At 34.4% G+C, this 26,506-nt stretch carries 28 protein-coding genes and 1 pseudogene; 11 read left to right on the top strand and 18 right to left on the bottom strand.

The features are described 5' to 3' along the window. The first annotated feature begins 2 nt into the window (after window positions 1-2). The 3 genes and pseudogenes from erpA to DSQ20_RS08110 all read left to right on the top strand — a co-directional run bounded on the left by erpA (window position 3) and on the right by DSQ20_RS08110 (window position 2,344). The gene (gene erpA, locus DSQ20_RS08120; RefSeq protein ID WP_007402159.1) at window positions 3-353 is read left to right on the top strand and encodes an iron-sulfur cluster insertion protein ErpA; all 351 of its coding nucleotides are present in this window, start codon (window positions 3-5) and stop codon (window positions 351-353) included. A 153-nt stretch (window positions 354-506) separates the two neighbouring features. Then, window positions 507-1,651: pseudogene (dnaG, locus tag DSQ20_RS11035) on the top strand (DNA primase DnaG). A gap of 9 nt (window positions 1,652-1,660) precedes the next feature. Then, window positions 1,661-2,344: a DUF120 domain-containing protein gene (locus DSQ20_RS08110; RefSeq protein WP_007551146.1), complete on the top strand. Its 684-nt coding sequence runs from the start codon at window positions 1,661-1,663 to the stop codon at window positions 2,342-2,344. A 12-nt stretch (window positions 2,345-2,356) separates the two neighbouring features. Here the strand turns inward: DSQ20_RS08110 and DSQ20_RS08105 are convergent, their stop codons facing one another. The 13 genes from DSQ20_RS08105 to DSQ20_RS08045 form a co-directional block, all read right to left on the bottom strand. After that, on the bottom strand, window positions 2,357-2,974 hold the full coding sequence (locus tag DSQ20_RS08105) for an adenylyltransferase/cytidyltransferase family protein (protein ID WP_007551145.1): 618 nt from the start codon (window positions 2,972-2,974) through the stop codon (window positions 2,357-2,359). 45 nt (window positions 2,975-3,019) lie between these two features. Continuing rightward, window positions 3,020-4,057: a diphthine synthase gene (dph5, locus tag DSQ20_RS08100; RefSeq protein ID WP_179365256.1), complete on the bottom strand. Its 1,038-nt coding sequence runs from the start codon at window positions 4,055-4,057 to the stop codon at window positions 3,020-3,022. Continuing rightward, a complete protein-coding gene (locus DSQ20_RS08095) occupies window positions 4,057-5,184 on the bottom strand; it encodes a M20/M25/M40 family metallo-hydrolase (RefSeq protein ID WP_179365255.1) in 1,128 nt (375 codons plus the stop codon). Before DSQ20_RS08095 ends, dph5 begins: the two co-directional genes overlap by 1 nt. A gap of 3 nt (window positions 5,185-5,187) precedes the next feature. After that, complete coding sequence (gene lysX, locus DSQ20_RS08090) at window positions 5,188-6,036, bottom strand: lysine biosynthesis protein LysX (protein WP_179365254.1); 849 nt, start codon at window positions 6,034-6,036, stop codon at window positions 5,188-5,190. After that, window positions 6,033-6,200: an alpha-aminoadipate/glutamate carrier protein LysW gene (gene lysW/argW / locus DSQ20_RS08085; protein WP_007551139.1), complete on the bottom strand. Its 168-nt coding sequence runs from the start codon at window positions 6,198-6,200 to the stop codon at window positions 6,033-6,035. The genes lysX (DSQ20_RS08090) and lysW/argW (DSQ20_RS08085) overlap by 4 nt, the downstream gene beginning before the upstream one ends. Before the next feature lie 22 nt (window positions 6,201-6,222). Then, window positions 6,223-7,389 carry a LeuA family protein gene (locus DSQ20_RS08080; protein WP_179365253.1) on the bottom strand — a complete coding sequence of 389 codons (1,167 nt, stop codon included), beginning with the start codon at window positions 7,387-7,389 and terminating at the stop codon, window positions 6,223-6,225. A gap of 116 nt (window positions 7,390-7,505) precedes the next feature. Next, the gene (lysM, locus tag DSQ20_RS08075) at window positions 7,506-7,925 is read right to left on the bottom strand and encodes an HTH-type transcriptional regulator LysM (protein ID WP_179365252.1); all 420 of its coding nucleotides are present in this window, start codon (window positions 7,923-7,925) and stop codon (window positions 7,506-7,508) included. Next, window positions 7,918-9,093: an aspartate aminotransferase family protein gene (locus DSQ20_RS08070; protein WP_179365251.1), complete on the bottom strand. Its 1,176-nt coding sequence runs from the start codon at window positions 9,091-9,093 to the stop codon at window positions 7,918-7,920. The genes lysM and DSQ20_RS08070 overlap by 8 nt, the downstream gene beginning before the upstream one ends. Then, a complete protein-coding gene (locus DSQ20_RS08065) occupies window positions 9,086-9,889 on the bottom strand; it encodes a [LysW]-aminoadipate/[LysW]-glutamate kinase (protein WP_179365250.1) in 804 nt (267 codons plus the stop codon). The genes DSQ20_RS08070 and DSQ20_RS08065 overlap by 8 nt, the downstream gene beginning before the upstream one ends. A 2-nt stretch (window positions 9,890-9,891) precedes the next feature. Next, entirely contained in the window at window positions 9,892-10,938 is a 1,047-nt protein-coding gene (gene argC, locus DSQ20_RS08060) for an N-acetyl-gamma-glutamyl-phosphate reductase (protein ID WP_179366363.1), read from the bottom strand. Window positions 10,939-10,966: 28 nt separating this feature from the next. Beyond that, window positions 10,967-11,824 carry a lysine biosynthesis protein LysX gene (lysX, locus tag DSQ20_RS08055; protein ID WP_179365249.1) on the bottom strand — a complete coding sequence of 286 codons (858 nt, stop codon included), beginning with the start codon at window positions 11,822-11,824 and terminating at the stop codon, window positions 10,967-10,969. Continuing rightward, on the bottom strand, window positions 11,824-11,991 hold the full coding sequence (lysW/argW, locus tag DSQ20_RS08050) for an alpha-aminoadipate/glutamate carrier protein LysW (RefSeq protein ID WP_007551129.1): 168 nt from the start codon (window positions 11,989-11,991) through the stop codon (window positions 11,824-11,826). Before lysW/argW (DSQ20_RS08050) ends, lysX (DSQ20_RS08055) begins: the two co-directional genes overlap by 1 nt. Beyond that, a complete protein-coding gene (locus DSQ20_RS08045; RefSeq protein WP_007551128.1) occupies window positions 11,988-13,187 on the bottom strand; it encodes an argininosuccinate synthase in 1,200 nt (399 codons plus the stop codon). The genes lysW/argW (DSQ20_RS08050) and DSQ20_RS08045 overlap by 4 nt, the downstream gene beginning before the upstream one ends. Window positions 13,188-13,313: 126 nt before the next feature. On the opposite strand from DSQ20_RS08045, the gene DSQ20_RS08040 reads away from it, so the two are divergent. Genes DSQ20_RS08040 through DSQ20_RS08030 form a run of 3 tightly spaced genes read left to right on the top strand, consistent with a single transcriptional unit; the run spans window position 13,314 to window position 15,867 of the window. Beyond that, window positions 13,314-14,354 (top strand): ABC transporter substrate-binding protein, encoded by a 1,041-nt coding sequence (locus tag DSQ20_RS08040; RefSeq protein WP_179365248.1) that lies wholly within the window; start codon window positions 13,314-13,316, stop codon window positions 14,352-14,354. After that, window positions 14,341-15,099, top strand: a complete 759-nt coding sequence (locus DSQ20_RS08035) for an ABC transporter ATP-binding protein (RefSeq protein WP_179365247.1) — start codon at window positions 14,341-14,343, stop codon at window positions 15,097-15,099. Before DSQ20_RS08040 ends, DSQ20_RS08035 begins: the two co-directional genes overlap by 14 nt. 9 nt (window positions 15,100-15,108) lie before the next feature. Continuing rightward, window positions 15,109-15,867 carry an ABC transporter permease gene (locus DSQ20_RS08030; RefSeq protein ID WP_179365246.1) on the top strand — a complete coding sequence of 253 codons (759 nt, stop codon included), beginning with the start codon at window positions 15,109-15,111 and terminating at the stop codon, window positions 15,865-15,867. Here the strand turns inward: DSQ20_RS08030 and DSQ20_RS08025 are convergent. Continuing rightward, on the bottom strand, window positions 15,848-16,972 hold the full coding sequence (locus tag DSQ20_RS08025) for an MFS transporter (protein ID WP_179365245.1): 1,125 nt from the start codon (window positions 16,970-16,972) through the stop codon (window positions 15,848-15,850). The genes DSQ20_RS08030 and DSQ20_RS08025 overlap by 20 nt on opposite strands. 110 nt (window positions 16,973-17,082) lie before the next feature. Here DSQ20_RS08025 and DSQ20_RS08020 point away from each other — a divergent pair, with 110 nt between their 5' ends. Together DSQ20_RS08020 and DSQ20_RS08015 are read left to right on the top strand one after the other, a co-directional pair. After that, window positions 17,083-18,045 (top strand): homocysteine S-methyltransferase family protein, encoded by a 963-nt coding sequence (locus tag DSQ20_RS08020; protein WP_007551121.1) that lies wholly within the window; start codon window positions 17,083-17,085, stop codon window positions 18,043-18,045. Window positions 18,046-18,077: 32 nt separating this feature from the next. Then, a complete protein-coding gene (locus tag DSQ20_RS08015) occupies window positions 18,078-20,579 on the top strand; it encodes a dihydropteroate synthase (RefSeq protein ID WP_179365244.1) in 2,502 nt (833 codons plus the stop codon). Here DSQ20_RS08015 and DSQ20_RS08010 read toward each other — a convergent pair. Further along, window positions 20,576-21,325 carry a methylenetetrahydrofolate reductase gene (locus DSQ20_RS08010; RefSeq protein ID WP_179365243.1) on the bottom strand — a complete coding sequence of 250 codons (750 nt, stop codon included), beginning with the start codon at window positions 21,323-21,325 and terminating at the stop codon, window positions 20,576-20,578. The genes DSQ20_RS08015 and DSQ20_RS08010 overlap by 4 nt on opposite strands. Before the next feature lie 74 nt (window positions 21,326-21,399). Here DSQ20_RS08010 and DSQ20_RS08005 point away from each other — a divergent pair, with 74 nt between their 5' ends. Genes DSQ20_RS08005 through DSQ20_RS07995 form a run of 3 tightly spaced genes read left to right on the top strand, consistent with a single transcriptional unit; the run spans window position 21,400 to window position 22,695 of the window. Further along, on the top strand, window positions 21,400-21,948 hold the full coding sequence (locus DSQ20_RS08005) for a CoA pyrophosphatase (RefSeq protein WP_007551117.1): 549 nt from the start codon (window positions 21,400-21,402) through the stop codon (window positions 21,946-21,948). Window positions 21,949-21,984: 36 nt separating this feature from the next. Continuing rightward, a complete protein-coding gene (locus DSQ20_RS08000) occupies window positions 21,985-22,143 on the top strand; it encodes a hypothetical protein (protein ID WP_007551116.1) in 159 nt (52 codons plus the stop codon). Then, window positions 22,144-22,695, top strand: a complete 552-nt coding sequence (locus DSQ20_RS07995) for a 50S ribosomal protein L31e (RefSeq protein WP_179365242.1) — start codon at window positions 22,144-22,146, stop codon at window positions 22,693-22,695. A gap of 34 nt (window positions 22,696-22,729) precedes the next feature. Here the strand turns inward: DSQ20_RS07995 and DSQ20_RS07990 are convergent, their stop codons facing one another. The 3 genes from DSQ20_RS07990 to DSQ20_RS07980 all read right to left on the bottom strand — a co-directional run bounded on the left by DSQ20_RS07990 (window position 22,730) and on the right by DSQ20_RS07980 (window position 26,387). Beyond that, entirely contained in the window at window positions 22,730-23,680 is a 951-nt protein-coding gene (locus tag DSQ20_RS07990) for a cell division protein FtsZ (protein ID WP_179365241.1), read from the bottom strand. A 73-nt stretch (window positions 23,681-23,753) separates the two neighbouring features. Next, a complete protein-coding gene (locus DSQ20_RS07985) occupies window positions 23,754-25,022 on the bottom strand; it encodes a tRNA (N(6)-L-threonylcarbamoyladenosine(37)-C(2))-methylthiotransferase (RefSeq protein WP_179365240.1) in 1,269 nt (422 codons plus the stop codon). A gap of 3 nt (window positions 25,023-25,025) precedes the next feature. Beyond that, on the bottom strand, window positions 25,026-26,387 hold the full coding sequence (locus DSQ20_RS07980; protein WP_179365239.1) for an aspartate ammonia-lyase: 1,362 nt from the start codon (window positions 26,385-26,387) through the stop codon (window positions 25,026-25,028). Window positions 26,388-26,506 lie beyond the last annotated feature (119 nt).

Here is a 26,506-nt window from a genome sequence, read left to right as displayed (position 1 = left end):
TTATGGCATCTGAACAAACACAGAAAATGATCACTGTTTCACCTAAAGCAGCTGAAAAGATCAAAGAATTCATGAAAGAAGAAGCCGATAACCCACAATACCTTAGAGTCTATGTTCAAGGTGGCGGTTGTTCTGGTCTATCTTATGGCATGGGCTTTGAAAAAGCACCAGAAGAAGATGACCTAGTCATGGAAGAAACTGGTATCAAGCTACTTGTAGATAGTTATAGTGTTGATCATCTAAAAGGTGCAAATGTAGACTATATTGAAAGCCTAATGGGATCTGGATTTAAAATCAATAATCCAAATGTTACAAAATCCTGTTCATGTGGTCATTCCTTTAGCACTGAATAAACAAACAACATTTTTCATTTTTTGATTAACTAGTGTAAACTCTACTTGGAATGTTTTTTATAAAATTACATTTCTTTATTGAAAATACTTGCGATACCCTCATATATCGAGAATAGACACCAAAATTATGATAATTAAGGAGATGAAGAAAGTATGTCCAATAAATCAGGAATTGTCAAATATCATGTTAAACTTTCCTTTGAAGTTGACGGACTTGTTGAACGAGCAGATATAATCGGGGCTATCTTCGGTCAAACCGAAGGACTATTAGGCCCAGAGATGAATCTGAACGAACTACAACGAGTTTCTAAAGTAGGTCGTATCGAAGTAAACACAAAGTCTACTTCTAATACTACAAACGGTGATGCTCTTATTCCAATGAGTACTGATATTGATACTTGCGCATTAATTGCAGCAGGAATTGAAAGCATTGATAAAGTTGGTCCATTTGACTGTGTTTTCAAATTAGAAGCAATCGATGATGTAAGAGCAGCAAAAAAGATGACATTGTAAGACGTGCTAAAGAAATCAAACAACGTTGGGCTACAAAAACAGTTAGTGAAGGAGAAAGTATGCTAAAAGATGTTCATGAGGGTGATTCTAAAAGATTGTCTACTTATGGTCCATCTAAGTTAACATGTAGTTCTGGAGTGTTTGATTCTAAATGGATAATTTTAGTTGAAGGCAGGGCTGATGTCATTAATCTTCTAAGAGCTGGATATGATAATGCAATTGCAATAGAAGGTGCAAAAATTGATGAATCAATTAAAGAGCTATGTGCTTCAAAAGATACCGTAGTTGCATTTATTGATGGAGACAGAGCTGGCGGTTTTATTCTAAAAGAACTTTCATCAGTTGTAAAGATTGACTATGAGTTAAGAGCAGATACTGGAGTAGAAGTTGAAGAACTAACTCCACAAAGAATAGATGAGATTCTAAGACCAATTGCTGATGAAATTAAACATGGAAAACCTGCAGCTGTTTTGAAAAGCTCAGATGATAAACCTGTAGCTGAAATAGCATCAAGAATTTTTCCAAATCTAAATGAGACACTAGAGGCTGTAGCATTAGACGAGAATGAAAAAGAAATTTTCAAAGTTCCAATCAGTGAAGTAGTTAGCAAACTCTCAACACAATCTGGTATCAAATACCTTCTATTGGATGGTATTATCACACAGAGGCTTTTAGAAGGCGCCAAAAACGCTGGAATTCAATGTGTTATTGGACACAGAGTTGCAAAATTAACAAACTCTGATGGGCTAAATCTAAAAACATTCGGTGACCTAGGCGTAGCATAGGGTTACTTGATGACTGAACTAAAAATTCAGCACATACTCACCCTCACTTATCTTCTTTCTAAAGGTGCAAAGAATAATTTTGTTACAATTACTACTAATTCATTAGGTAAAAACATAAAAAAATCACAACAGGCTGCATCAAAGCACTTACTTGAACTAGAAGATAATCAATTCATTGAAAGGATAATCGATGGAAGAAACATTTCTGTAAAAATTACTTCAAAGGGATTTTCTGAAATGGTAAAACTATCTACTGCACTCCAAAAAAGTCTTCATTCATCACCATCATCTGTTGAGCTTAAAGGAACTATAGTTTCTGGAATGGGTGAAGGAGCATACTACATGTCTCTAAAAGGGTACACAAAACAATTCAAATCTAAAATTGGTTACATTCCATATCCTGGAACTCTTAATGTGAAATTGAATAAAAAAGTGCATCAAGAAGCTATAAAACAATTTGAAAGTCTAGATGGAATTAAAATTGATAGTTTTTCAGATGGGAAAAGAACCTATGGGTGGGTTAATTGCTTTCATGCAAAAATTAATCAATCTATTAACTGTGAATTGATAATTCTTGAGAGAACACATCATGATGATTCTATTATTGAATTAATTTCTGATGTATGTATTAGAAAAACTGGAAAACTTGAGGATGGCTCACCAGTTACTGTATCTATTCCAATTAATTCCTAATTTTATTATCTTCTAAATTCCGTGAATAGATTCACCGTATTCTTTTTGAATTTTTGAGCTTGAACTCTCAGGAATTGGCGATTGTAGTCTAGCAACTTTTGCATCGAGATTTATTTTTTTACATCCTTCTATGATGAATTTCTCTTGATGTACCTGATCATACCCTAATGCAATTATCTGTGGTTTTACAAGATTTACAGTCTTGAAAATGTCGTCTTCTTGTCCTATGAGACAAAGATCTACCATGGAGAGTGAATTGACCAACTCCTGTCTTTGTTCTTTACTGTGCAATGGTTGTCTTTTTTTCATTTTTATTGCAGTGTTATCTGTGGCTACAACTACTACCAAAACATCACCCAATATTTTTGCGGCATTAAGAGTATGAATGTGTCCTGGATGAATTATATCAAAAACTCCTCCGGCTAAAACAACTCTAAGTGAAGATCTGCCTAATTCAGTTAAAGCGCTTTTATCTTCAGTAATTAATTTATTTTTTACCAGTTCATCAATTTTTGAATTAATAATATTTTCAGTGAATCCTTTTTTTGTTTTAAGATTATCTTTGTATGATTTACCGGTAATTCCAGATAGGTATATCTGTGTCAAAATTATTTTTTCAATTAATTCCAATGTTCTTTTTTAAAACTACTCTCACTTTAATTCATCGATAAAATATCACATTTTTGGTTCTAGGCCTTTTGCCAATCTGAGTGCATCCACCAAGCCGTCTGCATAACCTATGCTCAAAATTGCAACTTCATCTTGACCTTCTTCAAGAAATTTCTCTGCATCTTGAATGTATAATTCCGCATTTTCAAGAATCACACTAAATTCTTTCTGATCTTTATAGTATGGTGTAATCTCTTCTAGTGCTTCTCTTACCATTGGAACATATTTTTTCATCATTTGAATTGAAATTTTCTTTGTTTCTTCAGAGTTATCTTTTGGTTCGTCTAAACATTTTCCTAGTATTTTTAACGCATCAGACTCTGTAAAATGAAGTCTTCCAGTTATGATGATTGTGTGTGGCGGTTTGCCAAAATCTATTTTTTTTAAACTAGAAATTTTTCCTGATATTATTGACTGATCTTTAAATCCAATTCGTGATGCGACTATTGTGTACGTTGATAGATTTATCACATTTCTTTTCTGTCCTTTTTCAGTTTCTATTAATCCCGCCAACGCATCTTTTGGGTCCATAAAGAAATTTTTGTCTTGATTGTACTCTAATAGTAATATTGTATGATTGCCTTCTATGATGTTTTTGTAAATTACATAGTATGGGGTTGTCAGTGATTTCATTTCGCTCATTATTGTTGCAATTCTTCCAACTTTGTAAAAATGAAGCCCACATTCTCCTACCATTGAGGTTAAAGATGAAGATGCATGAATTGAGTAGGTCTTTATTTTTTCTTGAATGGCTCTGGTTCTTAATTCAATATGTGTAGTGGCAATGTAAGGATCTCCATAGGATAACAATACTACTTTTTTTGATTTTGCATGTTTTAAAATCTCAGTTCCATCTTCAACTAGCCATCTTTTACCTTCTCTGATTTCACCGTTTGTCATTTTTTTAATTTTTAACAAGTCTGATTTTCCAATTGGACTGGTAAATTGTTCAAGGTAAATGATGTCTGCTTTTGATAAAACTTCTAGAGCTTCAACAGGAATTGATTTGGATCCTGAAATTCCTAAACCTACAAACCAAAGCATTACTGCATGTTTTTATCATGTAGTCTTTTTAAATGGTGTATCATTCTCTTTAAAACTTCGATTCCTCTTAGATATTCGTCGATGGATACTTTTTCGTCTATCGTGTGAGCTTCATGTGGATCTCCTGGACCATATGTGACTACAGGAATACTCCATTGGTTTCCTATTACATTCATGTCTCCAGTTCCAGTTTTTCTAATTAGAGTTGGTCTTGTATGTTCCACATCCATAACTCCTAAAGTAAATGCTCTGACTATGGCAGAGTTGTGAGGCGCCTCAAAAGGCTCTGTCTCATCAATAATTGAATAATATGCTTCAACTTGTCTTTTTTTTGCTATTTCATTTACAAGTACAGAAATTTTTTGTTCAACTATCTTACAATTCGTATCTACTGGAATTCTGATATCAAAAGTGGATACGCATTCTTTTGGTGTAACGTTGTGGCTAGTTCCGCCATTTATTTCAGTTAATGTTGCAGTAAGCAACATTCCTTTACTTTTTTTATCTTGATCTGCCTCTAAACCTTTTTTGAGTTCTTTTGAAAAGATCATTGTTTCTTCAATTGCATTTTTTGAAAGCCATGGTGCACTTGCATGTGCACTGTCATTGACACTTACTTTGAGATTGATTGCTAATCTTCCTTTGTATGCGATAGTGACTTGTTTAATCCCACTTGGTTCACCAAATACTGCGTAATCTATGTCCATGTGATTTTTTACTAGGTTCTTCACTCCAGTTGCATTCCCTTCTTCATCTACAGTACCTACAAAAATCACAGTACCGTTATTGTTTTGCACTGATGCTGCGGCAAACAACATTGCCATTAGTGGAGCCTTTGCATCTGAAGCACCACGACCATAAAGTGAATCTCCTTCTTTTCTAACTTTGACTTTTCCTGGAACTACATCCATGTGTCCACATAGTAATATTTTTGGTGAACCTGTACCTTTTTTTGCAATTATGTTTCCTACCTCATCTATGTGAATGTCTTCAAATCCTAAATCATCGCATTTATCTGCAAGAAACTCCGCCATTGCTTTTTCATTAAGTGAAGGTGTGTACAGTCTAAGTGCTTTCTCTAGCATCTTTACTGCAAATCTTGGTGTTACTGTGAATGTTGTTTCCAATTCTCACTTTTTATTTTTTATTACGTAGTCAATCATCAAGGAAGGTATGTCTATTCCACATACTCTTACCGTATTTTTATATTCAGTTGTATTGTTAACTTCATGAACTACTAATCCTCGCTCTTCACTTTCCATCAAATCCACTCCAACTATGTCACCTTGAACTGCATTTTTAGCTTTTATGCACATTTCTTCCATCTCTGGTGTAACTTTACATGGTTCTGCGGTTCCTCCAAGTGCCATGTTTGTTTTCCAATTTCCATTACCTGAAGTTCTATAAATGGCTGCAACAATCTTATCTCCAACCATGATGGCTCGAATGTCTCTTGGTGGTCTATTTACAAATTCTTCTAAATAATGAACTTGGTATATTGGATACATGCTCTCTCTACTTTCAATAATTCCTTCTGCTGAATCTTTATCATTTAATTTTGAAATTAATCTTCCCCAGCTACCTACAGTTGGTTTGATTACTTTTGGATATCCATGTGCTTCTAAATGTTCTACTGCTGCATCTTTTGAAAATGCTACAGATGCATATGGTGTTGGGACCCCGTATTTTTTTAATAACATGTGTGTAAATAATTTATTTCCTGCAAAAATTCCTGTATTTAGACAATTAACAACATTTACACCCATTCCTTCAAGTGCAGCAGTTGAATGTAAATTTCGATAGTAGCTAACACATCTTTGAATTACTGGACCATAATCTTCTGGTTTTTTATCTAAATCCAAAGCTAAATTCTTGCAATCTACCATCTGTATGTTGATGTTCTTTTTTTTACCTGCTTCTAGCAGAGCTTTTTCTTCCCAACGGATGGTATCATAAAGAATTGTAATGTCAGGACTCACTGCCCCCAATCCTCGCCAACCGATTGGGCAGGCTTTAATTGGAAACCTTCTGAGCCTTTTGCTAATTCAAAACTTGCGCCACATTCCGGACATGTTACAATTTCTCCTTCCATAGCATCCTTTGGAATGGAAATATCTGCATCACATTCTTCACATTTTGACATGTTATCTCTCAACTTTCCCTCTTTATTTATCATTAATTATCTTTTTTTCGAGTCTATCTGCTAGTGGAATCTCGATTAAATCACCCATTCTGAGTTCTTTTAGACCTGTTGCCACTGCTTTGGCTCCTTCATCATCTTTTTCAAGGCCTAAAATGGACATCAAATAGGCAGCTCCTGTTTTTCCAGCTAATTCTCCAAATACAATTCTACGGGTGTTTCCAACGGCTCTAGGTGGGATTGGTTCGTATGCAGCAGGATTTCGTAGAATTGCCGCAAGATGTGTTCCTGCTTTGTGTTTGTAAGCTGAAGAACCTACTATTGGTTTTGAGTCATATGGTTTAATCGAAGTATAATCTTCAATTAATCTTGATAAATCTAACAGCATGTCTAATCTAAAATCGTTTGGTGATTTGTAAAGATAAGTCAATGCAACTGCAACTTCGGCAAGAGGTGGAATTCCAGTTCGTTCTCCAATTCCGTCAATTGTGGTGTGTATCTGATCTACTCCTGCATCACATGCAGAAAATGCATTTGCTACTGCAAATCCAATATCATTATGGACATGTGCATCAAGTGGAACATCAATTACCTCTTTTACAGTTTTAACAAAATTATACATTCCAATTGGTCTCATAATTCCTACCGTATCTGGAAGACTTATTCTATCTACTCCTGCTTCTTCGATTGCTTTGCATACTTTGAGTAAAAATTCTGGTTCTGCTCTACTTCCATCCTCTACTGTGAATCTGATTTTTAATCCATGTGATTTTGCATACTCTACTGTTTCAACTGCTCTGTCAAGTGCCTCTTCTCTTGTTATTCGTAATTTGTCTTTAAGATGAATATCTGATATTCCAAGATATGCAGCGCACCACTTTGCATCACAACTCAATGAAATGTCAATGTCTTCTTTGAGAGCTCTTCCATGAGATACAATATCTGCTTTTAATCCTTGTTTGATAATTGTTTTAGTTGCTTCTTTGTGATCAGATGAAACAACTGGAGAGATTTCTATTTGATCTACTCCAAAATAATCTAACATCCATGCAATTTGTATTCGTTGTTTGTTTGTAAATGAAACGCCAGGGTGTTGTTCTCCTTCTCTTAGAGTACTATCTAATACTCTAATCTTCCTTGGATTTTTTTCATATGCATTGTAAATGTCTGCATAGTGATTCGGATCTTTCATTACAGAAAACGTTGATAATAATTGAGAATATAAACATAATCGTACTAACTTCGCTGAAAATTACTTGCGATGATCCTAATTTAGTTAAGTATAGAAATTATGTGCCGAAAGTCGTTTTATGCCACTTTTCTTAAAATAATCACAGTATTAGTGTCAATTACTCCTGGTATCTTTCTTAACGCATCTATGCTGGTATTGATCTCAGAGATGTTTGTTGCACTAATTATTGTAATGATGTCGTACTGGCCTGTAATCTCATAAACTACTTTTACACCTTCTAGCTTTGCAAGTTTCTCTGAAACTTTTGAGGTTTCAGTTGTAGAGTCTACTGATATCAATACAATAGCGCTTGTTGCATTCTCTTCTCCTACCTCAACTGTGAATCTTTTGATTGTTCCACTATCTACTAGGTTTTTTACTCTTCTTCTAACTGCGGATTCTGATAATTTTAGTTTCTTACCTATATCTACAAATGATTCTCTTGAATCTTCTTTGAGAAAGTTAATTATCTTTTCATCTACTTTGTCTTTATACATTATTTTTTTGCTCCTCTATAGTTAGTACACCATCTAGGGTTTCTAAGACTTTCGCTACGTCTTCTTTAGAAATTACAAGTGGAGGAAGTATTCTGAGAATATTTCTACCTGAATAAAGCATAAGAACGCCTTCCTTCATAAGATTCATCAAAACATCTTTTACCTCAAATTTCAATTCAACTCCTATCATCAATCCTTTTCCTCTTACCTCTCTGATTATGGAGTGTTTTTCTTTTAATTTCTCTAATCCCTCTCTGAATAGTTTTCCCATCTTTTCAGAATTCTCAATGAGATTATCTTGAGTAAGTGCTTGTAGAGTTGCAATTCCTGCAGCACAAGAAAGTGGATTTCCACCAAACGTTGAAGAGTGTTCGCCTTTACTCATTGATGCAAGGATGTCTGGTCTTACTAGAGTTGCACCCATTGGTACTCCACCAGCAATTCCTTTTGCCAGACATAAAATATCTGGTGCTGTGTTCCAATGGTCACATGCCCAAAGTCGTCCTGTTCTACCTAATCCAGCTTGTATTTCGTCAAAAATTAGAAGGATTCCTTTTTCATTACAAAGTTTTCTTACTTCTTGTAAAAATCCATCTGGTGCAACGTTGATTCCGCTTTCACCTTGTATTGGTTCTAAAATAACAAATGCTGTGTCATCATCAATTGTAGAACGGAGAGACTCTATATCTCCAAATGATGCGAAAGAAACTTTTTCAACTAATGGTTCAAATGCTTTTTTGTATTTTGGATTAAATGTTAATGATAATGCGCCAAGTGATTTTCCATGATATGATCCTTTCATTGCAACCATTCCTTTTTTACCTGTAAACTTTCTTGCAAATTTTATTGCAGCTTCGATTGCTTCTGCTCCACTATTGTTTAGATGAACTTGAGTCAAGCCTTTTGGTGCAAGACTGATTAGTGTTTTGAGAAATTCTTCTCTTGTTTTGTTGTAAAGTGAACTGTGTACAGTAATTATTTTATCTACTTGTTCTTTGATTGCATTTACTACTCTTTTATTTTGATGTCCAACAATTGCTACACCATATCCGCCCATACAATCGATGTATTCTTTTCCATTAATGTCCCAAACATGAGCCCCTACTCCCTTTTCAATTGTAACTGGAAACCTCTGATACAAACCGCCCATAAAGTCATCTTCAGTCATTTTGAATCACCGTACAATTGTCATGTGAAATGGCTGATGATATAGGATTTTCTCTTTGACCGTTTCCAATAAGTGCTTCTTTTACTCCCATGTCTAAAGCTTCAGTAGCTGCTAGTATCTTCTTTTCCATACCTGGGCCTATTTTTGGTCTAATTTCTTTTGCTTGTGCTAATGTTAGATTTGTTACCAGTTTATCGTCCATCAAGAGTCCGTCTACATTTGTTATGAATAATATCTTGTCACAACCTACATTTCCTGCTACATATGCTGCGGCTCTGTCTCCGTCGACATTGAGGAACTCTGACTCTTCGCTAATTGCAATGGGTGAGATTACCGGTGTTAGGCCCTGGGCTAAAAGCGATTTAATGAATTCCGCATTGATTTTTGTAATTTTGCCTGTATATCCTCCATCAATTGCCTGTTTTCGACCTTTCTCATTGATAATTAATAATGTCTTTTTTCTTTCAGCTTCGATAATTCTTGCATCCACTCCTGACAATCCAATTGCATTTATTCCATTTTTTTGAAGCATCTGAACAATTGTCTTGTTTATTCTTCCTGAAATTACCATTGTAAAAATCTCTGCAGTTTCTTTGTCTGTGTATCTGCTTTTTATTCCACTAGGTGATGTTACAAATTTCGGTTCTTTTCCAAGTTGTTCACAAACTTTTGTGACTTCTTTTCCTCCGCCATGAACTATGATTAATCCTTCTGTCTCTGCAACTTTTTTCATGTCTGCAATAGTTGATGGATGTAAATTATCTACTACACTTCCGCCGATTTTAATTGTGATCATTTCTATACTGGAGTGAGTGGAGTGTACTTCAAGCCATCCATTTCATCAAAGCCACACATCACATTCATGTTTTGTATTGCAGAACCTGCTGCGCCTTTCATTAGGTTGTCGGATGCTGACATTACAATCAATCTATGATTTTCCTCATCTATGTCAAAACCTATATCGCAAAAATTTGAACCGACTACGAATTTTGGATCTGGGAATTTATACAATCCTTTTTTATCTCTAATCAATCGAATAAATCTCTCTTGACCATAAGCCTCACGAAATATTTTCCATAATTCTTTTTCCTCCATGTCTTTTTTCATGAATGTGTGGTTTGTACACAAAATTCCACGAACTACATCTACTGCATGTGGACTCATTGAAACATGAATTTTTTTACCTGCTATTTCACTTAGCTCCTGTTCTATCTCTCCAGTGTGTCTGTGTTTTGCTGGTTTGTATGGTCTGATTACTCCTGCTCTCATTGCATGAGCAGTTCCTGAACCAGAACCTGCACCAGATGATCCAATCTTTGAATCTACAATGATGTGTTCTGTGTCAATCAAGTCGTGTCGAATTAGTGGTGCAAGGGCTAATGTGGAAGTTACTGCCATACATCCTGGACAAGAAACTAGCTGAGCTTTCTTGATTGCCTCTCTATGTAATTCTGGTACTCCGAATACTGATTTTGGTAAGTAATCTGGATGTGGATGTTCCCATCCATACCATTTATCATAATCAGTAGCAGTATGTAATCTATAATCTGCACTCAAATCTATGACTTTGAGGCCTCTGTCATACAATGCTTTTACAATTTCAGTTGCAGTTCCATGTGGAACTGCAGTAAATACAATATCGCAATTATCTGTCATTTTATCATAATCTAATTCTGAGAAAGTTAGATCGGTAAATCCTTTCAAACTAGGTTGAATTCTATGGAGATATTCTCCCACATGTTGTCTTGAGGTAACCATTGTGATCTCAACATCTGGATGATTTACTAGAAGACGAAGTGTTTCTCCACCAACATAACCTGATGCTCCTACAACACCGACTTTTATCATAACTCTCCCGATAATGAACTATAATTTATTTCCTAACATAGTTTAAAGCAAATTCTACCATTTCTTTTGGAATATTTCGCTTTGAAACTTTTGACAGTCCTTTAAACTCTACAGTATTGTTAACTTCATGTACAACAAATCCGCGTTTTTCGTCTTCCATAATATCGATACCTAAAATTCCTCCACCCATAGCTTTTGAGGCTTTAATTGCTACATCTTCGATCTCTTTTGTGATCTCACATAATTCTGGGTCTGCCCCTAATGCTATGTTTGTCTTAAAACCACCTGATGATTTTCTATACATTGCTGCTATTGGTTCGTCCCCAATTGTGATGACTCGAATATCCCTTGGCGGTCTATTTATCACCTCTTGAAGGTAGAAAATTCTATCGTGTGGACTATCAGTAATATCTCTGATCTCAAATAATGCATCGGCAGTATCTTTGTCTTTAATTTGCATAACTCCCCTTCCCCAACTTCCAATGACCGGTTTGATTACTAGTGGATATCCAATTTTTTCTATATTCTCTAATGCACTTTCACTTGAAAACGAAAAATATGTTTTTGGTGTTGGTACATTGTATTTTTTTAGCATTAGAGTCATGAACATTTTATTTCCGCATTGATAGGCAACAAAAAATTTGTTGAGTACTGGTACATCCATAAATTCAAGACTGGCAGTAAAATGAAGTCCTCTAAAATAACTAACACATCTTTCTAAAACCACGTTTCCAAAATCAAAATCGCTTTTTTTACTATCTGTATTGATTTGGGTAATCTTAGCATCTAGCATTACTGCCTCGTGACCTAGATTCAATGCCTCTTTCTCGAGCATCTTCTCTTCTGATCTTAGGCGATCAAACACAATACAGATTTTTGACATTACTCTCCCCAGTCTTCGCCTACACTTTCTGCTTGTTTTAGCTCAACAGTAGATCCATTTTTTTTTGCGATCTCAAAGTCAGCGCCACAATCAGGACAGGAGATTATCTCTCCAACAGAGGCGTCGTCTGGGATGTTAAGAGTTGCATCACATTCTTGACAGTTCATGTTTTTGTTGACCTTTTCTTTTGTAATTTATTAGCTTCTGTTGATTGAATTCCCCACAATTCTACAAATCCTTTTGCCAATCTTTGATCAAAAGTTGATTCAGTACCATAAGTGGCGATCTTGTGATTGTATAATGAATAGTCTGATTTTCGTCCAACAACACGAATGCTTCCTTTGAAGAGCTTTAGTTTTACAGTTCCAGATACTGGTTTTTGTGATGCCTGAATGAATGCATCAAGATCCTGTTTTAATGGGTCTTGCCATAATCCTGAATAGGCAAGGTATGCCCATTCATCATCGATAATTGATTTGAATTTATTTTCATGTTTAGTATGGACCATTTTTTCTAAATCTGAATGAGCTTCAATAAGACATAATGCTCCTGGTGTTTCATAAACTTCACGAGATTTAATTCCGACAACTCTGTCTTCTATATGATCAACAATTCCGACTCCTGCATCTCCTGCTTTTTTGTTTACATATTCAATTAATTTTATTGGTTCAAGAATTTTTCCATCTACTGAAACTGGTATTCCTTTCTCAAATTTTATTTCCAAGTATGTTGGTTTATCTGGCAAATTTTTTGTTTTTACCCAAATGAATGCATCTTCTGGAGGTTCATTGTATGGATCCTCTAGTACTCCACCTTCAATCGCACGTCCCCACAAATTTTGATCAATGCTGAATCTCTTTGCAACTGAGTCAATTTCGATTCCATGTTTTTTTGCAAACTCTAATTCAGTCACTCTGTCTAAATTTTTATCTCTAATTGGTGCAATGATTGGTAAATCAGAACCAGAACGTAATGTAATGTCGAATCTAACTTGATCATTTCCTTTACCTGAACAACCATGAGCTAATGATGTTACTTTTTCTTTTTTTGCAATTTCTAAAACTTTTTCTGCAATTAATGGTCTAGCTAATGCAGTTGCTAAGCAATATTTTTTTTGATAGAGTGCATTTGCTTTGATTGACGGAAAAATGAAATTTTCAACAAACTCTTTTCTGGCGTCGATATTGTAGTGTTTTATTACTCCGAGTTTTTTGGCTTTAGCTTCAATTTTTTTCTGATCATCGCCTTGACCTACATCAACAGTTACTGTGATGACATCCATGTTGTATTCTTCTTGAAGGTATTTTATCACAACTGATGTGTCTAATCCACCAGAAAATGCAAGAATTCCTTTTTCAGCCATAAAACACATTCCCCGTCGTAATTTGGAATTTATCTTTTGTGTTACGCTGAAAAAATCAAAAAATTCTCAAACTAGCTTGAGCTAAAATTCGATGATTATTTAACAGCCAGAATATAACGCTGTTTTATGAAAATTCAGATCTATATCTTGATCGGTGTTGTGGTAATAACTTTGATCTCTGTAGGAATTATAACAAATCAGGATCAAAATACGCATGAAAACAAGATTAGAGTGGCATACTTTCCCAACATATCTCATGCAATACCAATTGTTGGAATTGAAAAAGGATTTTTTTCAAATCACATTGGAAGTGACATTGATATTCAACCGATCTTGTTTGATTCTGGACCTCAGGTAATTGAATCGATTTTTGCCGGTTCTGTTGATATTGCATATGTTGGTCCTGGACCTGCAATCAATGCATTTTTGAAATCTGAACAACATGATGTGAAAATTTTATCTGGTGCTGCAAGTGGAGGTGTTAGTTTTATTGTTCATCCAAAATCTGAAATTAAATCTGTTGTTGATTTTGCTGGAAAAAGAATTGCTGCTCCTCAAATTGGAAACACACAGGATATTTCTCTTCGAACTTATCTTTCTGATAATGGATTAAAGCCTGCCGAAAAGGGTGGTTCTGTAATTATTTTGAATACTGGTAACTCTGATATCTACATATTATTTGCAAAGGGGGATATTGATGGTGCATGGGTTCCAGAACCTACTGCTACAATATTGGTTCAACAATTGGGTGGAACAAGATTGTTTAATGAAAATGAACTTTGGCCTGAAAACAAGTTTGCAACCGTGGTGTTGATTGCTAAAGAAGAATATGTGAATTCACATCCTGAAATTATACAGAAATGGCTTGAAGCACATCAGCAAACAGCGGATTGGATTAATTCCAATAAAGAAGAAACTAAAACTATTTTCTTTGATTTTATGAAAAATGAAATGGGTAAATCATTACCAGTTGAATTAATTGATGAATCATTATCTAATTTAGAAATTACTTCGGATCCAATTGTAAGCTCAATTAACACAATCGCTAAAAGAGCGGACTCACTTGGTTATCTAGGAAGACATGGGTATAACTTAGATGGACTTTTCTTTGACAAAAATTCAAATTCCCAATCACAGGAGGTTTTAGTAAATAATGACCAAACTTGAGGCTAAAAATATTGTAAAATATTTCAAACATGACAGTCATCGTCTCAAGGCATTAGGTGGCGTGAATTTACAAATTGAAGATGGTGAGTTTGTATGTCTGGTTGGTCCATCTGGATGTGGTAAATCTACATTTTTACGAATAGTGGCAGGTTTGGAAACTCCTGATGAGGGTGAAATTTTCTTTGATGGAAAACCAGTAACATCCACTGGCCCTGAAAGAATTATTGTTTTTCAAGAGGGTGCATTGTTTCCTTGGTTGAAAGTTCAAGATAATGTAGAATTTGGATTAAAAATGGCAGGAATTCCAAAAGAAGAGCGTGCTCAGATATCCAAAAGATATCTGGATATGATGCAGTTGACAAAATTTGCTGATTCGTATACATACCAACTTTCAACTGGAATGAAACAAAGAGTAGCGATAGCTAGAGCACTTGTTATGGACCCTGATGTATTACTAATGGATGAACCATTTGCAGCACTTGATGCACAAACAAGAGATTTGTTACTCGTTGAAATGCAATTGATTTGGGAGAAAACAAAAAAGACAATTTTATTTGTAACTCACAATGTAACTGAAGCTACAGTACTTGGAACTAGAGTTGCAGTATTTAGTAATAGGCCATCCACAATTAAAAAAGTCATTAACATTGATTACAAACGACCACGATTAGTTGAGGATCAAAATTTATTTCCGCTTCAACAAGAAATTTTATCAGAATTACGACCTGAGGTTAAGAAAAATTAGTGATGTATGATGAAAAAACCTTCTCTAGTTAAACAAATTATTTTCTATATTGCTATTGTTGTAATTTGGCAACTTATTGCAATGTCTAGTGTATGGCCAAATAATCTATTTCCGTCACCTTATGAAGTTGCTGAAGATCTAGTTTATACTGCATCCGATGGTAGCTTGTTCTTTGGAATTGGAACTAGTCTTTTACGATTATTGATTGGATTGACTATTGCAATAGTTGGCGGAATGTTGCTTGGAATTTTAATGGCTAGAATAGAAACTGTAAATCAAACTATTGGTTCTTTGGTATTGGGATTGCAATCAATTCCTTCTGTTGCTTGGGTCCCATTAGCAATATTGTGGTTTGGATTAACTGATGGTGGAATTATTTTTGTCACGGCAGTTAGTTCGATGTTTGCAATAACAATCTCTACCTATACTGGAGTGAAAACCATCAACCCCCACTATATTGAGGCTGCACGAAATATGGGAGCCAAAGGCACTCAATTAGCCACATATGTCTTAATTCCTGCAGCATTTCCTCATTTGATTTCAGGTTTCAAACAAGGTTGGGCTTTTGCATGGCGAGGTGTAATTGGAGCAGAATTGCTATTTTCATTTCTAGGATTGGGCTTTTTACTTAATGTAGGACGACAACTAAATGATATCTCTCAAGTATTTGCAATAATGTTAGTAATTATGATGATTGGTATTGTTATTGATGGAATTATCTTTAAGCGAATTGAAAATAAGGTAATGTCTAGATGGGGACTTCGTTAATCTTTTCAGCTTTTATTTTTAGAGACACTACAAATCCAACAATGATTACTGCTATGGCAAAATACATCACTGCAATATAATCAAATACAAATGCAATACTTCCTCCAATTACAGGACCGATTACAGTAGCGATTGATATTGTTGAACTGAATATTCCAGTTGATGTAGAACGAGGATTGTTATCCATAAGATGAAAGTTTCCTCCAATAAATAAAAATGCCCAAGTTCCTCCAACAAGTGCCATAAATGGCATTGCCATCCACCATTCTGTAATTATTGATAATCCCACAAATACAAATGTTGTACAACCTATGCCCATCTTAAATTTAGTTACATTTGAAATTTTGATTTTGCTTGCCATTAAATTCATCAGGATAAATGCAGTCAATGTGTTTGCAACATATACAATTGATACTTGATAAAGTTCTGCTCCTAATTTTTCCATTAACATTATTGGAAATATGGTCCATACTGCAGCAGCTCCAACATGTCTTAGTAATAATGATGTAAACAGAAATTTATTTTTTGAAATAACTTTTTTTGTTGTACCTGGTTCTATTTCCTTTTCTTGCACCGGATTTGGCATCTTAAATGTAAAAATTAATCCAATTGTAAACGATGCAGCACTCATCATGAAAAGTAACTTTAGATCACTTGCAAGACCTGCGGCTGCAATTCCTGCAAGCCATCCTAATGCATGAAATGAGATTACAGTTGCAGCTCTTTTCTTTTCAATATTTGCCTCATAGGTATAGGCAATCATGGCTGGAATCATAATGCCGCTTGCAACACCTGCAGCAATTCTTACTAGAAATAGCAATGTTATATCGTCTGCAAAATAGTGTAGACCAAAGGTAATGGCGCATCCAATAAAGCCAATTCTGATAAATTTGAGCCTAGTTCCTTTCTTATCTGAATGTCTGCCAAAATAAATTTCTGATAATATTTGTGCAAAGCTAAATGATGCTATGATCAAACCAATCTCAAAAATAGAACTTGTGACTCCTTTTGCAATTAATGGCATGAATACAAAGACCATCGAGATTCCTGCATGTTGAAAAAATGTCGCACTACGAACTAGATTGTTTAATTGAATATTTTGCATAAATGTATTAGAAACTTCATTTCACCTAATTTCAATATACGGATTAACCCCCTATTCTTTGAGGGTTTTTCTCAAAAGAGTTAAACTGTACTTGGACATTTTAAAAATAATTGGTACAAAAAGAACCGTTTCTTACTGCATTACAAAATAGAATATTGCTTTTTGATGGGGCAATGGGAACAGAGATTCAAAAATATAATCCTAAACCTGAAGATTTTCCAAATAATCAAGATGGGTTTAACGATGGTTTAGTTATCACTCATCCTGATTGGATAAAAAAAATTCATAAAAATTATTTGGATGCAGGTTCTGATTGCATTGAAACTAATTCATTTGGTTCAAACAAAATTAAATTGGATGAATATGGTTTTGGTGATCAAACAATAGAGTTTAATAAAAAAATAGCACAACTAGCAGTTGAAGTTTGTTCAGAATATACTGACAAACCTCGATATGTAATTGGTTCAATGGGTCCATCTGGTTATCTTCCAAGCTCAAACGATCCTGATTTAGGACAAAAACCTCTAGGTGAAATTAGAAATGCATTTGAATTACAAGCAGAAGGTTTGATTCTTGGAGGAGTTGATGCTCTCTTAATTGAGACAAGTCAAGATATTTTGGAAGTTAAACTTGTAATTGAGGCATGTCATAATGCAATGAAGAAAACTGGAAAAAAAGTTCCGATTATTGCAAATACTACTTTAGATCAATATGGAAAAATGTTACTTGGAACAAATATCCAAGCTGCATATACCACCGTATCTGATATGGGGATTGATGTTTTTGGTTTGAATTGTTCTACTGGTCCAGCTGAAATGACTCCAAGTGTTAGATGGCTTGATGAGCAAAATGAGCATAATTTACTGGTGGTACCAAATGCTGGCATGCCTGAAAATCAAGGTGGACAAGCAGTTTACAAAATGACTCCTCAAAAGATGGGTGAATTGTTAGGTGATTTTCTTAAACAATACAAAAAGGTTCGAATTATTGGAGGTTGTTGTGGAACAAATCCTGAGCATATTGCTGTACTACGGAAAGTAATTGACGAAAAAGCTTATTCTGTCAAGGGTTAAGTATTTAGAAAAACTGAGGAGAATTTATCACATTGACTATTCCTAGAGTTAGCTCAGCACAAAAAGCAGTTGATTTGAAGCAATTACCTCCACCTCTAATAATTGGTGAGAGAATCAATACTCAAGGTTCTAGAAAAGCAAAACAGCTTGTACTCAATGATGATTATGATGGATTAATTGACTTGGCAAGAACGCAAGTAGAGGACGGTGCACACTGTCTTGATATTTGTGTTGCAACTACTGAACGAGCTGATGAAAAACAATTCATGTTAAATCTTGTTAAAAAATTAAGTTTAGAAATTGATGCTCCACTAGTTATTGATTCGACAGATCCTGATGTGATAGAAGCATCTGTGGAACAAATTCCTGGACGACCAATAATTAATTCAATTAATCTTGAAGGTAATGGGAGTAGATTTGAACGTCTTGCACCAATTATGGCAAAGTATGGTTTACCTGCAATTGCACTGTGTATTGGACCAAAAGGCATGGCAAAAACTCCTCAAGAGAAAGTTGAAACTGCAGAATTACTTTATGAAACAGGAAAAAAATATGGATTAAAAATTGAGCAATTTATTTTTGATGTTCTTACATTTACACTTGCTACTGGGGAAGATGAATTCTTGGATGCAGGAAAAAATACTTTGGAAGGAATAAAACTTGTCAAAGCAAAATTTCCAAATTCTTTTACTACTTTGGGATTAAGTAATATTAGTTTTGGATTAGCACCATACGCTCGAAAAATTCTCAATTCTGTATTTTTGTATCATGCAGTAAAATATGGACTTGACACAGCTATAGTAAATGCAAAAGAGATAATTCCTTATGGGGAAATTAATGAAAAAGAAAAAAAACTTGCTGAAGATTTAATCTTTAATACTCATCCAAATGCCCTTTCTGAATTAATTATTCATTTTGAGAAAGCAGGTTCGTTAGTAAGTGATACTTCTAAAAAAGAGGATGTAGATCCAACATGGCCCGCTGGAAAACGTGCAAACTTTAGAATTGTAAATAGACTCAAAGACGGAATACAAAATGATGTAGTCTCTGCTATTGCAGAAAAGATAGGCAAAAATGACATAATTGAAGATCATGATGGAGTTCTTTCTTTGAATGCGCCTCCTGAAGTTACTCATGATGGTGCAATCAAAACACTAAACGAGGATTTACTCTCTGCTATGAAGGAGGTTGGTGATAAATTTGGTTCAGGAGAATTAATTCTCCCATTTGTTCTCAAATCTGCTGAATGTATGAAGGCAGCGGTAGGAGAGTTAGAAAAATATCTGATTAGAGAAGAAGGTACATCAAAAGGTAAACTGGTTCTTGGAACCGTTTATGGTGACGTTCATGATATTGGAAAGAATTTAGTTAAAACAATCTTCCAAAATAATGGTTATACTGTTTATGATCTTGGAAAACAAGTTCCATTACAAAAATTCTTGGAAAAAATTGATGAAGTGAATCCTGACGCTATAGGACTGTCTGCACTTTTGGTTTCTACATCAAAGCAGATGCAATATTTTGTAGAACATGCAAGAAAAAATAAAATGAAAATTCCAATTTTATGCGGTGGTGCTGCAATCAATAGTAACTATATCAACAGAATTGCAAAAGAAGATGGCATTTACGAATCTGGAGTATTTTATTGTAATACAATGTTTGAAGGATTGAAAACTATGGATACGCTAGTTTCAAATGAAAAACCTAAATTCATAGCTCAGTGGAAGGAGAAACTTGAAAATTGGAAAGATAGGTCTACGGTGGTTGTTGACACCTCTTCTCTTCCAAAAAGTGATACTAAACCCGTGGTACCGCATACTCCATCAATTATTGGAATTCCGATACGATTGAAATCTGATCAAATCAAAATGAATGAAGTTTGGGAATTGATTGACAAAAAATCATTATTCAAATTATCATGGGGATTACGTGGTAAGGCTGGGTCTGACTCTGAGGCTGATCATGAAATATTGCTAAATGAGTGGAAAATTCGAATAATTAGAGAAAAATTATTTGAACCCGAAATTGTTTATGGATTTTTCAAATGTCACAATAAAGATGGAAAACTTGTAGTTGATGATCCAAAAGGCGATAGTGTTGTATTTGATTTTCCGCGTTCTTCAAAATCTAGTCATCTATGTCTTACTGATTATTTTGGCGAAGATGATATTGTTGCATTTCAAGCAGTTACAGTTGGAACTAAAGCTTCAGATGTTATAGAGAAATGGAACAAAGAAGACAAGTATACTGATGCATACTATTTGCATGGTTTGGCAGTTGAAGTTGCTGAGGCACTAGCAGAGTGGATAAATCGTAAAATAAAATCTGAATTCAAACTGGGAGAAAAAGGAGGTCTTAGATACAGTTGGGGATTTCCAAGTTGTCCTGATGTAATGCAGCATGAACTAGTTTGGAAACTGCTTGAACCAGAAAAATCTGGAATGACGCTAACTGAATCTGGGCAAATAATTCCTGAGCAATCTACAGCAGCAATTGTGGTACATCATCCAGAATCACAATATTTTGTGCTTTAGATTTTCATTAGTGTTTCTTTTGCAAATGTAAAATCATTTGGTGATGTAACCAATACATCTCCTGACATATTATGAATTTGTTTAATAAAATTAGATGGGTTTTCTTTGTAATTTGACCAATCTAATTCCAAAAACTTTGCTGAATTATTGTTTTTATCTGAGGGTAATAACACACATGGGATAATTCTCAATCCTTTTGGTCTTAATTCGTTAGAAATTCTTTGAACTTGTTCTGTAGAATGAATTACTTGTGTCATGAAACCTTTTGGTTTGGCGGCAATTTTTTTCTGAATTTTTTCAAAGTTAGGGTTACTAGGTAATGACAAGAAAAAGTCAATTTTATTTCCATAGCCTAACTCGTTTAATTCCTTTACAACTTGACTTGGAATTAGACCAGAATCTGTTGGATTTTCTTTGGATGGATCTCCTTTTAAAATTAAAATTCCATCTAATTTCAATTCTATTGATTCTTGGGTGAGATGTTTAATCAAATTCATATCTTTGTCTCTAACTCTCATGCTAATGGTAATTTGCAAATTAGGATGAATGCTCTTTAATAATCTCCCAATAGATAATGCCGAAACTCGTTTAGTGCCTAATACAGAATCTGTTACGTGTATGCCATCACAAAAATTACTAATATCTGAAACTCTTTGTAGGAGTTTTTCAACTGATGAATTTATTTCATCATCTGATATCTCTCCATCTGGTATTTTTGGTGGATTTATTTCGTAGATTATTGCCACAAAGAATCTCCAATTTAACTTGGTTAAAACCTTTAAACAAAAACTCCATAAAATAGATAATTCAAATATCTATGATGGATCTGAAAACTTTGAAATCATTACTCTCAAGTAAAATCAATCCTGTTTTAGAGAATAATGGAACAAACAAACTAGCATCTGTACTTGTTGTGATTTATGGAAAAGAACCGTTTGTAGTTATGACTGAAAAACCAAAGCATCTGAATTTTCATGCTGGGGAAATTTCGTTTCCAGGAGGAAAATTTGATTCTAGCGATTCTGATCTTTTAGATACTGCATTACGTGAGACTGAAGAAGAAATTGGTTTGAGAATTTCAAAAGAACAAGTAACAGGGCAACTGGAACCAGTTGTAACTCTTAATTCTCGTTTTACTATCTTGCCATTTGTTTCAATAGTTGATGAAATCACATCGCTTTCAGCAAACAACGAAGTAGAAAAAATTTTTCATATTCCTTTAGATCCTTTTTTGAAAACAATGGCCAAGGATCCCGACCCAAGTCATAACCGAATTCAAGAAATGTTTACCTTTGAGTATCAAAATAAAATTGTCTGGGGAGCTTCTGCAAGAATACTAAAACAAATTACACATCGCCTAAATTCCTGAGATTCATTTAAAAAGAGCTCTTCGTGCCTGAAAAATATGGCTGCACGCAAGTCATCTCCAAGAAAAATTCGTCTGTTAAAAAAGACTAGACAGACTTCAGCTGTCCCAGCTTGGATTATTCTTAGGACTAAAAGAGACGTTAGATCAAATCCAAAGCGTAGAGCTTGGAGATCAACAGATGTGGAGGTTGGCTAGATGTCTCAAGAATTAGAAAGAGTGTATACTATCAATTTAGGTAAAGTTTTACTTTCAGTGGATACACATCGTGCACCACGAGCTATTAACATGATTAAAGAATTTGCTCGACATCACATGAAGACATCTGAAATCAAAATTGAAGAAGATCTTGCTCATATTATTTGGTCAAAAGGGGTACGTAGTCCTCCACGAAAAATTAGAGTTAGAATGAGTAAAACAGATGAAGGTTACATTTTGGTTTCCCCATTTACTGATGAACCAGAAACTCCAGCTAAAGAAGTAAAGAAAGAAACACCAGCTAAAGAAGTAAAGAAAGAAACACCAAAAGAAACTCCAGCTAAAGAAGTAAAGAAAGAAACACCAAAAGAAACTCCAGCTAAAGAAGTAAAGAAAGAAACACCAAAAGAAACTCCAGCTAAAGAAGTAAAGAAAGAAACACCAAAAGAAACTCCAGCTAAAGAAGTAAAGAAAGAAACACCAAAAGAAACTCCAGCTAAAGAAGTAAAGAAAGATGCTCCAGCTAAAAAAACAGTTAAAAAATCTAAATAAAAATTTAGTTTCTAAAAATTATTAAAAGATAATTTTATTCTAATTGGTATAGATCTAATTTATAATCAATACTACAGTCAGGATGTGTCCAATCAAGCGTATCTTCTTGAGGAATAATTCCCAGTGGATCATATTTTTCGAATTTTGTCATTCCTTGAATGGAAGATAACATTACTATTTTTGATTCACTTGAAGATGATGACATATCAATATGTGAACTAGATTCACCTAGTATTCCATTGGTTAGATTTGAAATTGAATTTAATACTCCTGCTGGAATATTGTTTCCGCCTACCACATAGAGCATTGAATGCTTTACAGAGTGTGGTGGTGCATTTTCATATAACATTTTGAGTGAATCTCTTAAAGATTCTTCGATTTTTTGACCATCTTTGCTAGTTGTTAGTATGTTTGTTTCATTTGGAATTTCTGAGGAACTCAATGAACTAACTACATGCATTATTGCATCATTTGCAATTTTGTAACATGTCTTTGGGCTTAAATCTGGATTACTTTCTAATAATGAATCGTTATCTAGAACAACGGTACACTGTGAATCTGCTTTCACTCTTTTTAATGAAATACCTGAATTGAAAATTCTATCTTTTTCGTATTTGAATGGCATTATTGCAAATGAAATTAGTCCTTTGTCTGATTCTTTACAAATTTCTGAGACTACAGGAGATATTGCAGACCCTGTTTTTCCTGCTAAATTGGTCATTAGTATGATTGTAGAATAGTTTGAAATTTTGGACTTTATCTGGTCTGCCACTTTGTATGTTGAGCCTCTGATTAACTGAACAGATGGATTGATGACTGAATCAGTAGAAACCTTGATTGAATCATTTTCTGATTGTAGGTCTTTTTGATCATTGCTGATAATTAGACAATCTGAATTTATAGTATCTTTGGCTTGTATTGCTAATTTTGAGCCTGCGCCACCTAAACCAATAATTAAGATCGGTTCTTTTACTTGAAAAGTCATTTCAAGTGTTATTCACTGATTTGGATAAAAAACCTTCTTACGTTATTTTAATCAAATCTTCAATCTAAAAAAATTAGCTTACGATCTTTCCAAGAATACTATGCGTAGTTGCATCTATTATTTCGACTGTATGAGTCTGGCCGATCTTGATTTTATCTTTGACAAATACTGATTTGTATGCCTCGTTTCTTCCTTTGATCCCTTCACTAGTCTCTTCATCAAACAAAACTTTGCCTTTCCAACCGATCCATTTTTGGTTATTCTCTAATGAAATTTTATTTATTTGATTGAAGATGACTCTGCTTCTTCTTTTTACTTCTGATGCTTCTATCTGATCCCATTCTGCAGCTTCTGTACCTGGCCTTGCACTATACTTTGAAAGATTCACGATGTCTGGGCGTATTTCATTAATGAGTTCGAATGTTTTCTCAAAATCTTCATTTGTTTCTGATGGAAATCCTACTATGACATCAGTTGAAATTGTAAAGTTTTCAAATCGCTCTTTAGCTTTTTTTACTACTTCTTTGACCGTGTTTACAGTATGACCTCGTTTCATATCGTTTAGGACTTTGTTACTGCCGCTCTGTACAGGGATATGCAGAAATTTGTAAACTTTATCGCTATCAAATGACTTTATCAATTCATTCTTTATTCTTGGCATGTACATTGGATTCATCATACCTACTCTTATCATAAAATCCTCTGTAATCTCTGTTACAGCATTTATCAAAGTAGGCAAATCTGTATTGATATCCAAACCATAACATCCATTATCTGTTGAAGTTAACCAAATTTCTTTACATCCTTCACTTATTTCAGTTTCAACCTGTCTAACAATATCTCCTAATCTGTAACTCTTGAGATCGCCTTTAGATAATTTGGTCTGACAAAAAGTACATTCACTCATACACCCACTTGCAATTTCAATAATTCCGATTACTGGATTCAATCTTACTTTTGGTAATCCTACTTTTGATAGGTCAGAATCTTCTAGTGCTACTTGTTTTATTCCTCTTAATGTCGAATCTATAACTTGTAATGTCTTTCCTAATGAGTTTGGTCCTAGCAAGCTTGCTTTTTGAGTGATCTTTTCTACTGTGTTTTGTTCAGCTTTTGGAAGACAACCTGCAACAACTAATGGTTTTGATTTCAGAGAATTAATTCGATGCATCATTTTATTTGCAGTTGAATCTTTTACCGAACATGTTACTACTATGTTCAAATCTGATTCTGAAGAATCTTTGACTAGTGTATGACCTCCGTTTACAATTAATCCTGAAATCATTTCCGAGTCTGCAAAACTAGCAGAACATCCGTATGCTTCTACGAAAATCTTTGCCATGATTTATCTAAACAATGCATCAATTTCTTTATTGTCCATCAGTTTCTTTGATGTGACTAATTCTCTAATTGATTTTCCAGTTTTTAGGGATTCTTTGAACAGTTCTGCAGATTTTAGATAACCAATCTTTGGTGTGAGAAGTGTTACGATCACTGGACTGTTTTCTATGTTACTTTGAAGTTTTTCTTTGTTTGCAGATAATCCATCAATTAGATTTGCAGAAAATATTGGTAAGAAATTTTTCAACATGTCTGTAGATTCAAGCATGCACTTTAGCATACCTGGCATCATTACATTTAGTTCAAACTGTCCACTTTGTGCTGCATATGACACGGCTGTATCATTTCCAATTATGTTAAAGCAAATCATGTTCATGCATTCTGCTAGTGATGGGTTTACTTTGCCTGGCATGATGGAAGAGCCGGCATGCACTGCAGGAATTCCTAATTCTGAAAGACCTGCAACTGGACCTGAAGCCATTAATCTGATGTCATTTGCAAGTTTGCCAATTTCAAGTGCTAAGTTACGTAATGCCCCTGAAAGATTTGCTACTGCAAATTTACTTTGCAATCCAAACTGCATATCTTTTTCTGGAACTAGAGATAATTTTGAAATCTTTGCAAGTTCATCTATTGCAATTTTTCTATAACCTTTTGGAGTGTTGGCTCCAGTACCGACTGCAGTTCCTCCTAGTGCTATGTTTTGTAATTCTTTTTGAGATGAAACAATTACATTTCGTGCTTTTGTAATTGATGTAGCATAAGCTGTAAATTCACTTCCAAGTGTTACTGGTAATGCATCCATCAAATGTGTTCTTCCAATTTTTTTAAATGATGAAAATTCTTTTGCTTTTTTTGTTAATGATTTTATTAGTGTGTCAATTGCTGGAATCGTATCTTTTAGATTAATTAGAATTGCAACATGCATTGCAGTTGGATAAGTATCGTTACTTGACTGTGACATGTTTACATGATCATTTGGATGTAGGTGTTGATACTGACCTTTCTTTTTGTGTAGTATTTCTAAGGAGACATTTGCAATTACTTCATTTGAATTCATGTTGAAAGCTGTTCCAGCACCTGAATTGATCATATCGATTACAAATTGGTCTGTGAATTTTCCTGCCAAGATTTTATCGCATGCAGAAACTATTGCATTTCCACGTTTTGCATCAATTGCTTTTGTCTTCATGTTTGCAATTGCTGCAGATCTTTTTATCATGACAAATGATTTTATTAAATTCGGATGTGCTTTGTTTCCTGTTACGTGATATTGTTTTACTGCTCTTCCTGTAAATGCTCCATAGTATGCGTCTGATGGGATTTTGACTTTGCCTAGTGAATCTTCATCTAATCTAAATTTCATATTGATTTTTCTTTATTTTACCATTATTCATTCTTTTTCTAGTGATTTTTTTTTATTTTTAGGTAGTAAAATGGGAATTATTATATATGAAACATGAACACGTTGCATAATGAATAAGC

Origin of the sequence: Nitrosarchaeum sp. AC2 (assembly GCF_013407385.1) — an archaeon.
In the GTDB taxonomy this organism is placed as follows: Archaea; Thermoproteota; Nitrososphaeria; order Nitrososphaerales; family Nitrosopumilaceae; genus Nitrosarchaeum; species Nitrosarchaeum koreense.
Note: the sequence above shows the minus strand (reverse complement) of the source record. Positions and strands in the feature narration are given on the sequence as shown.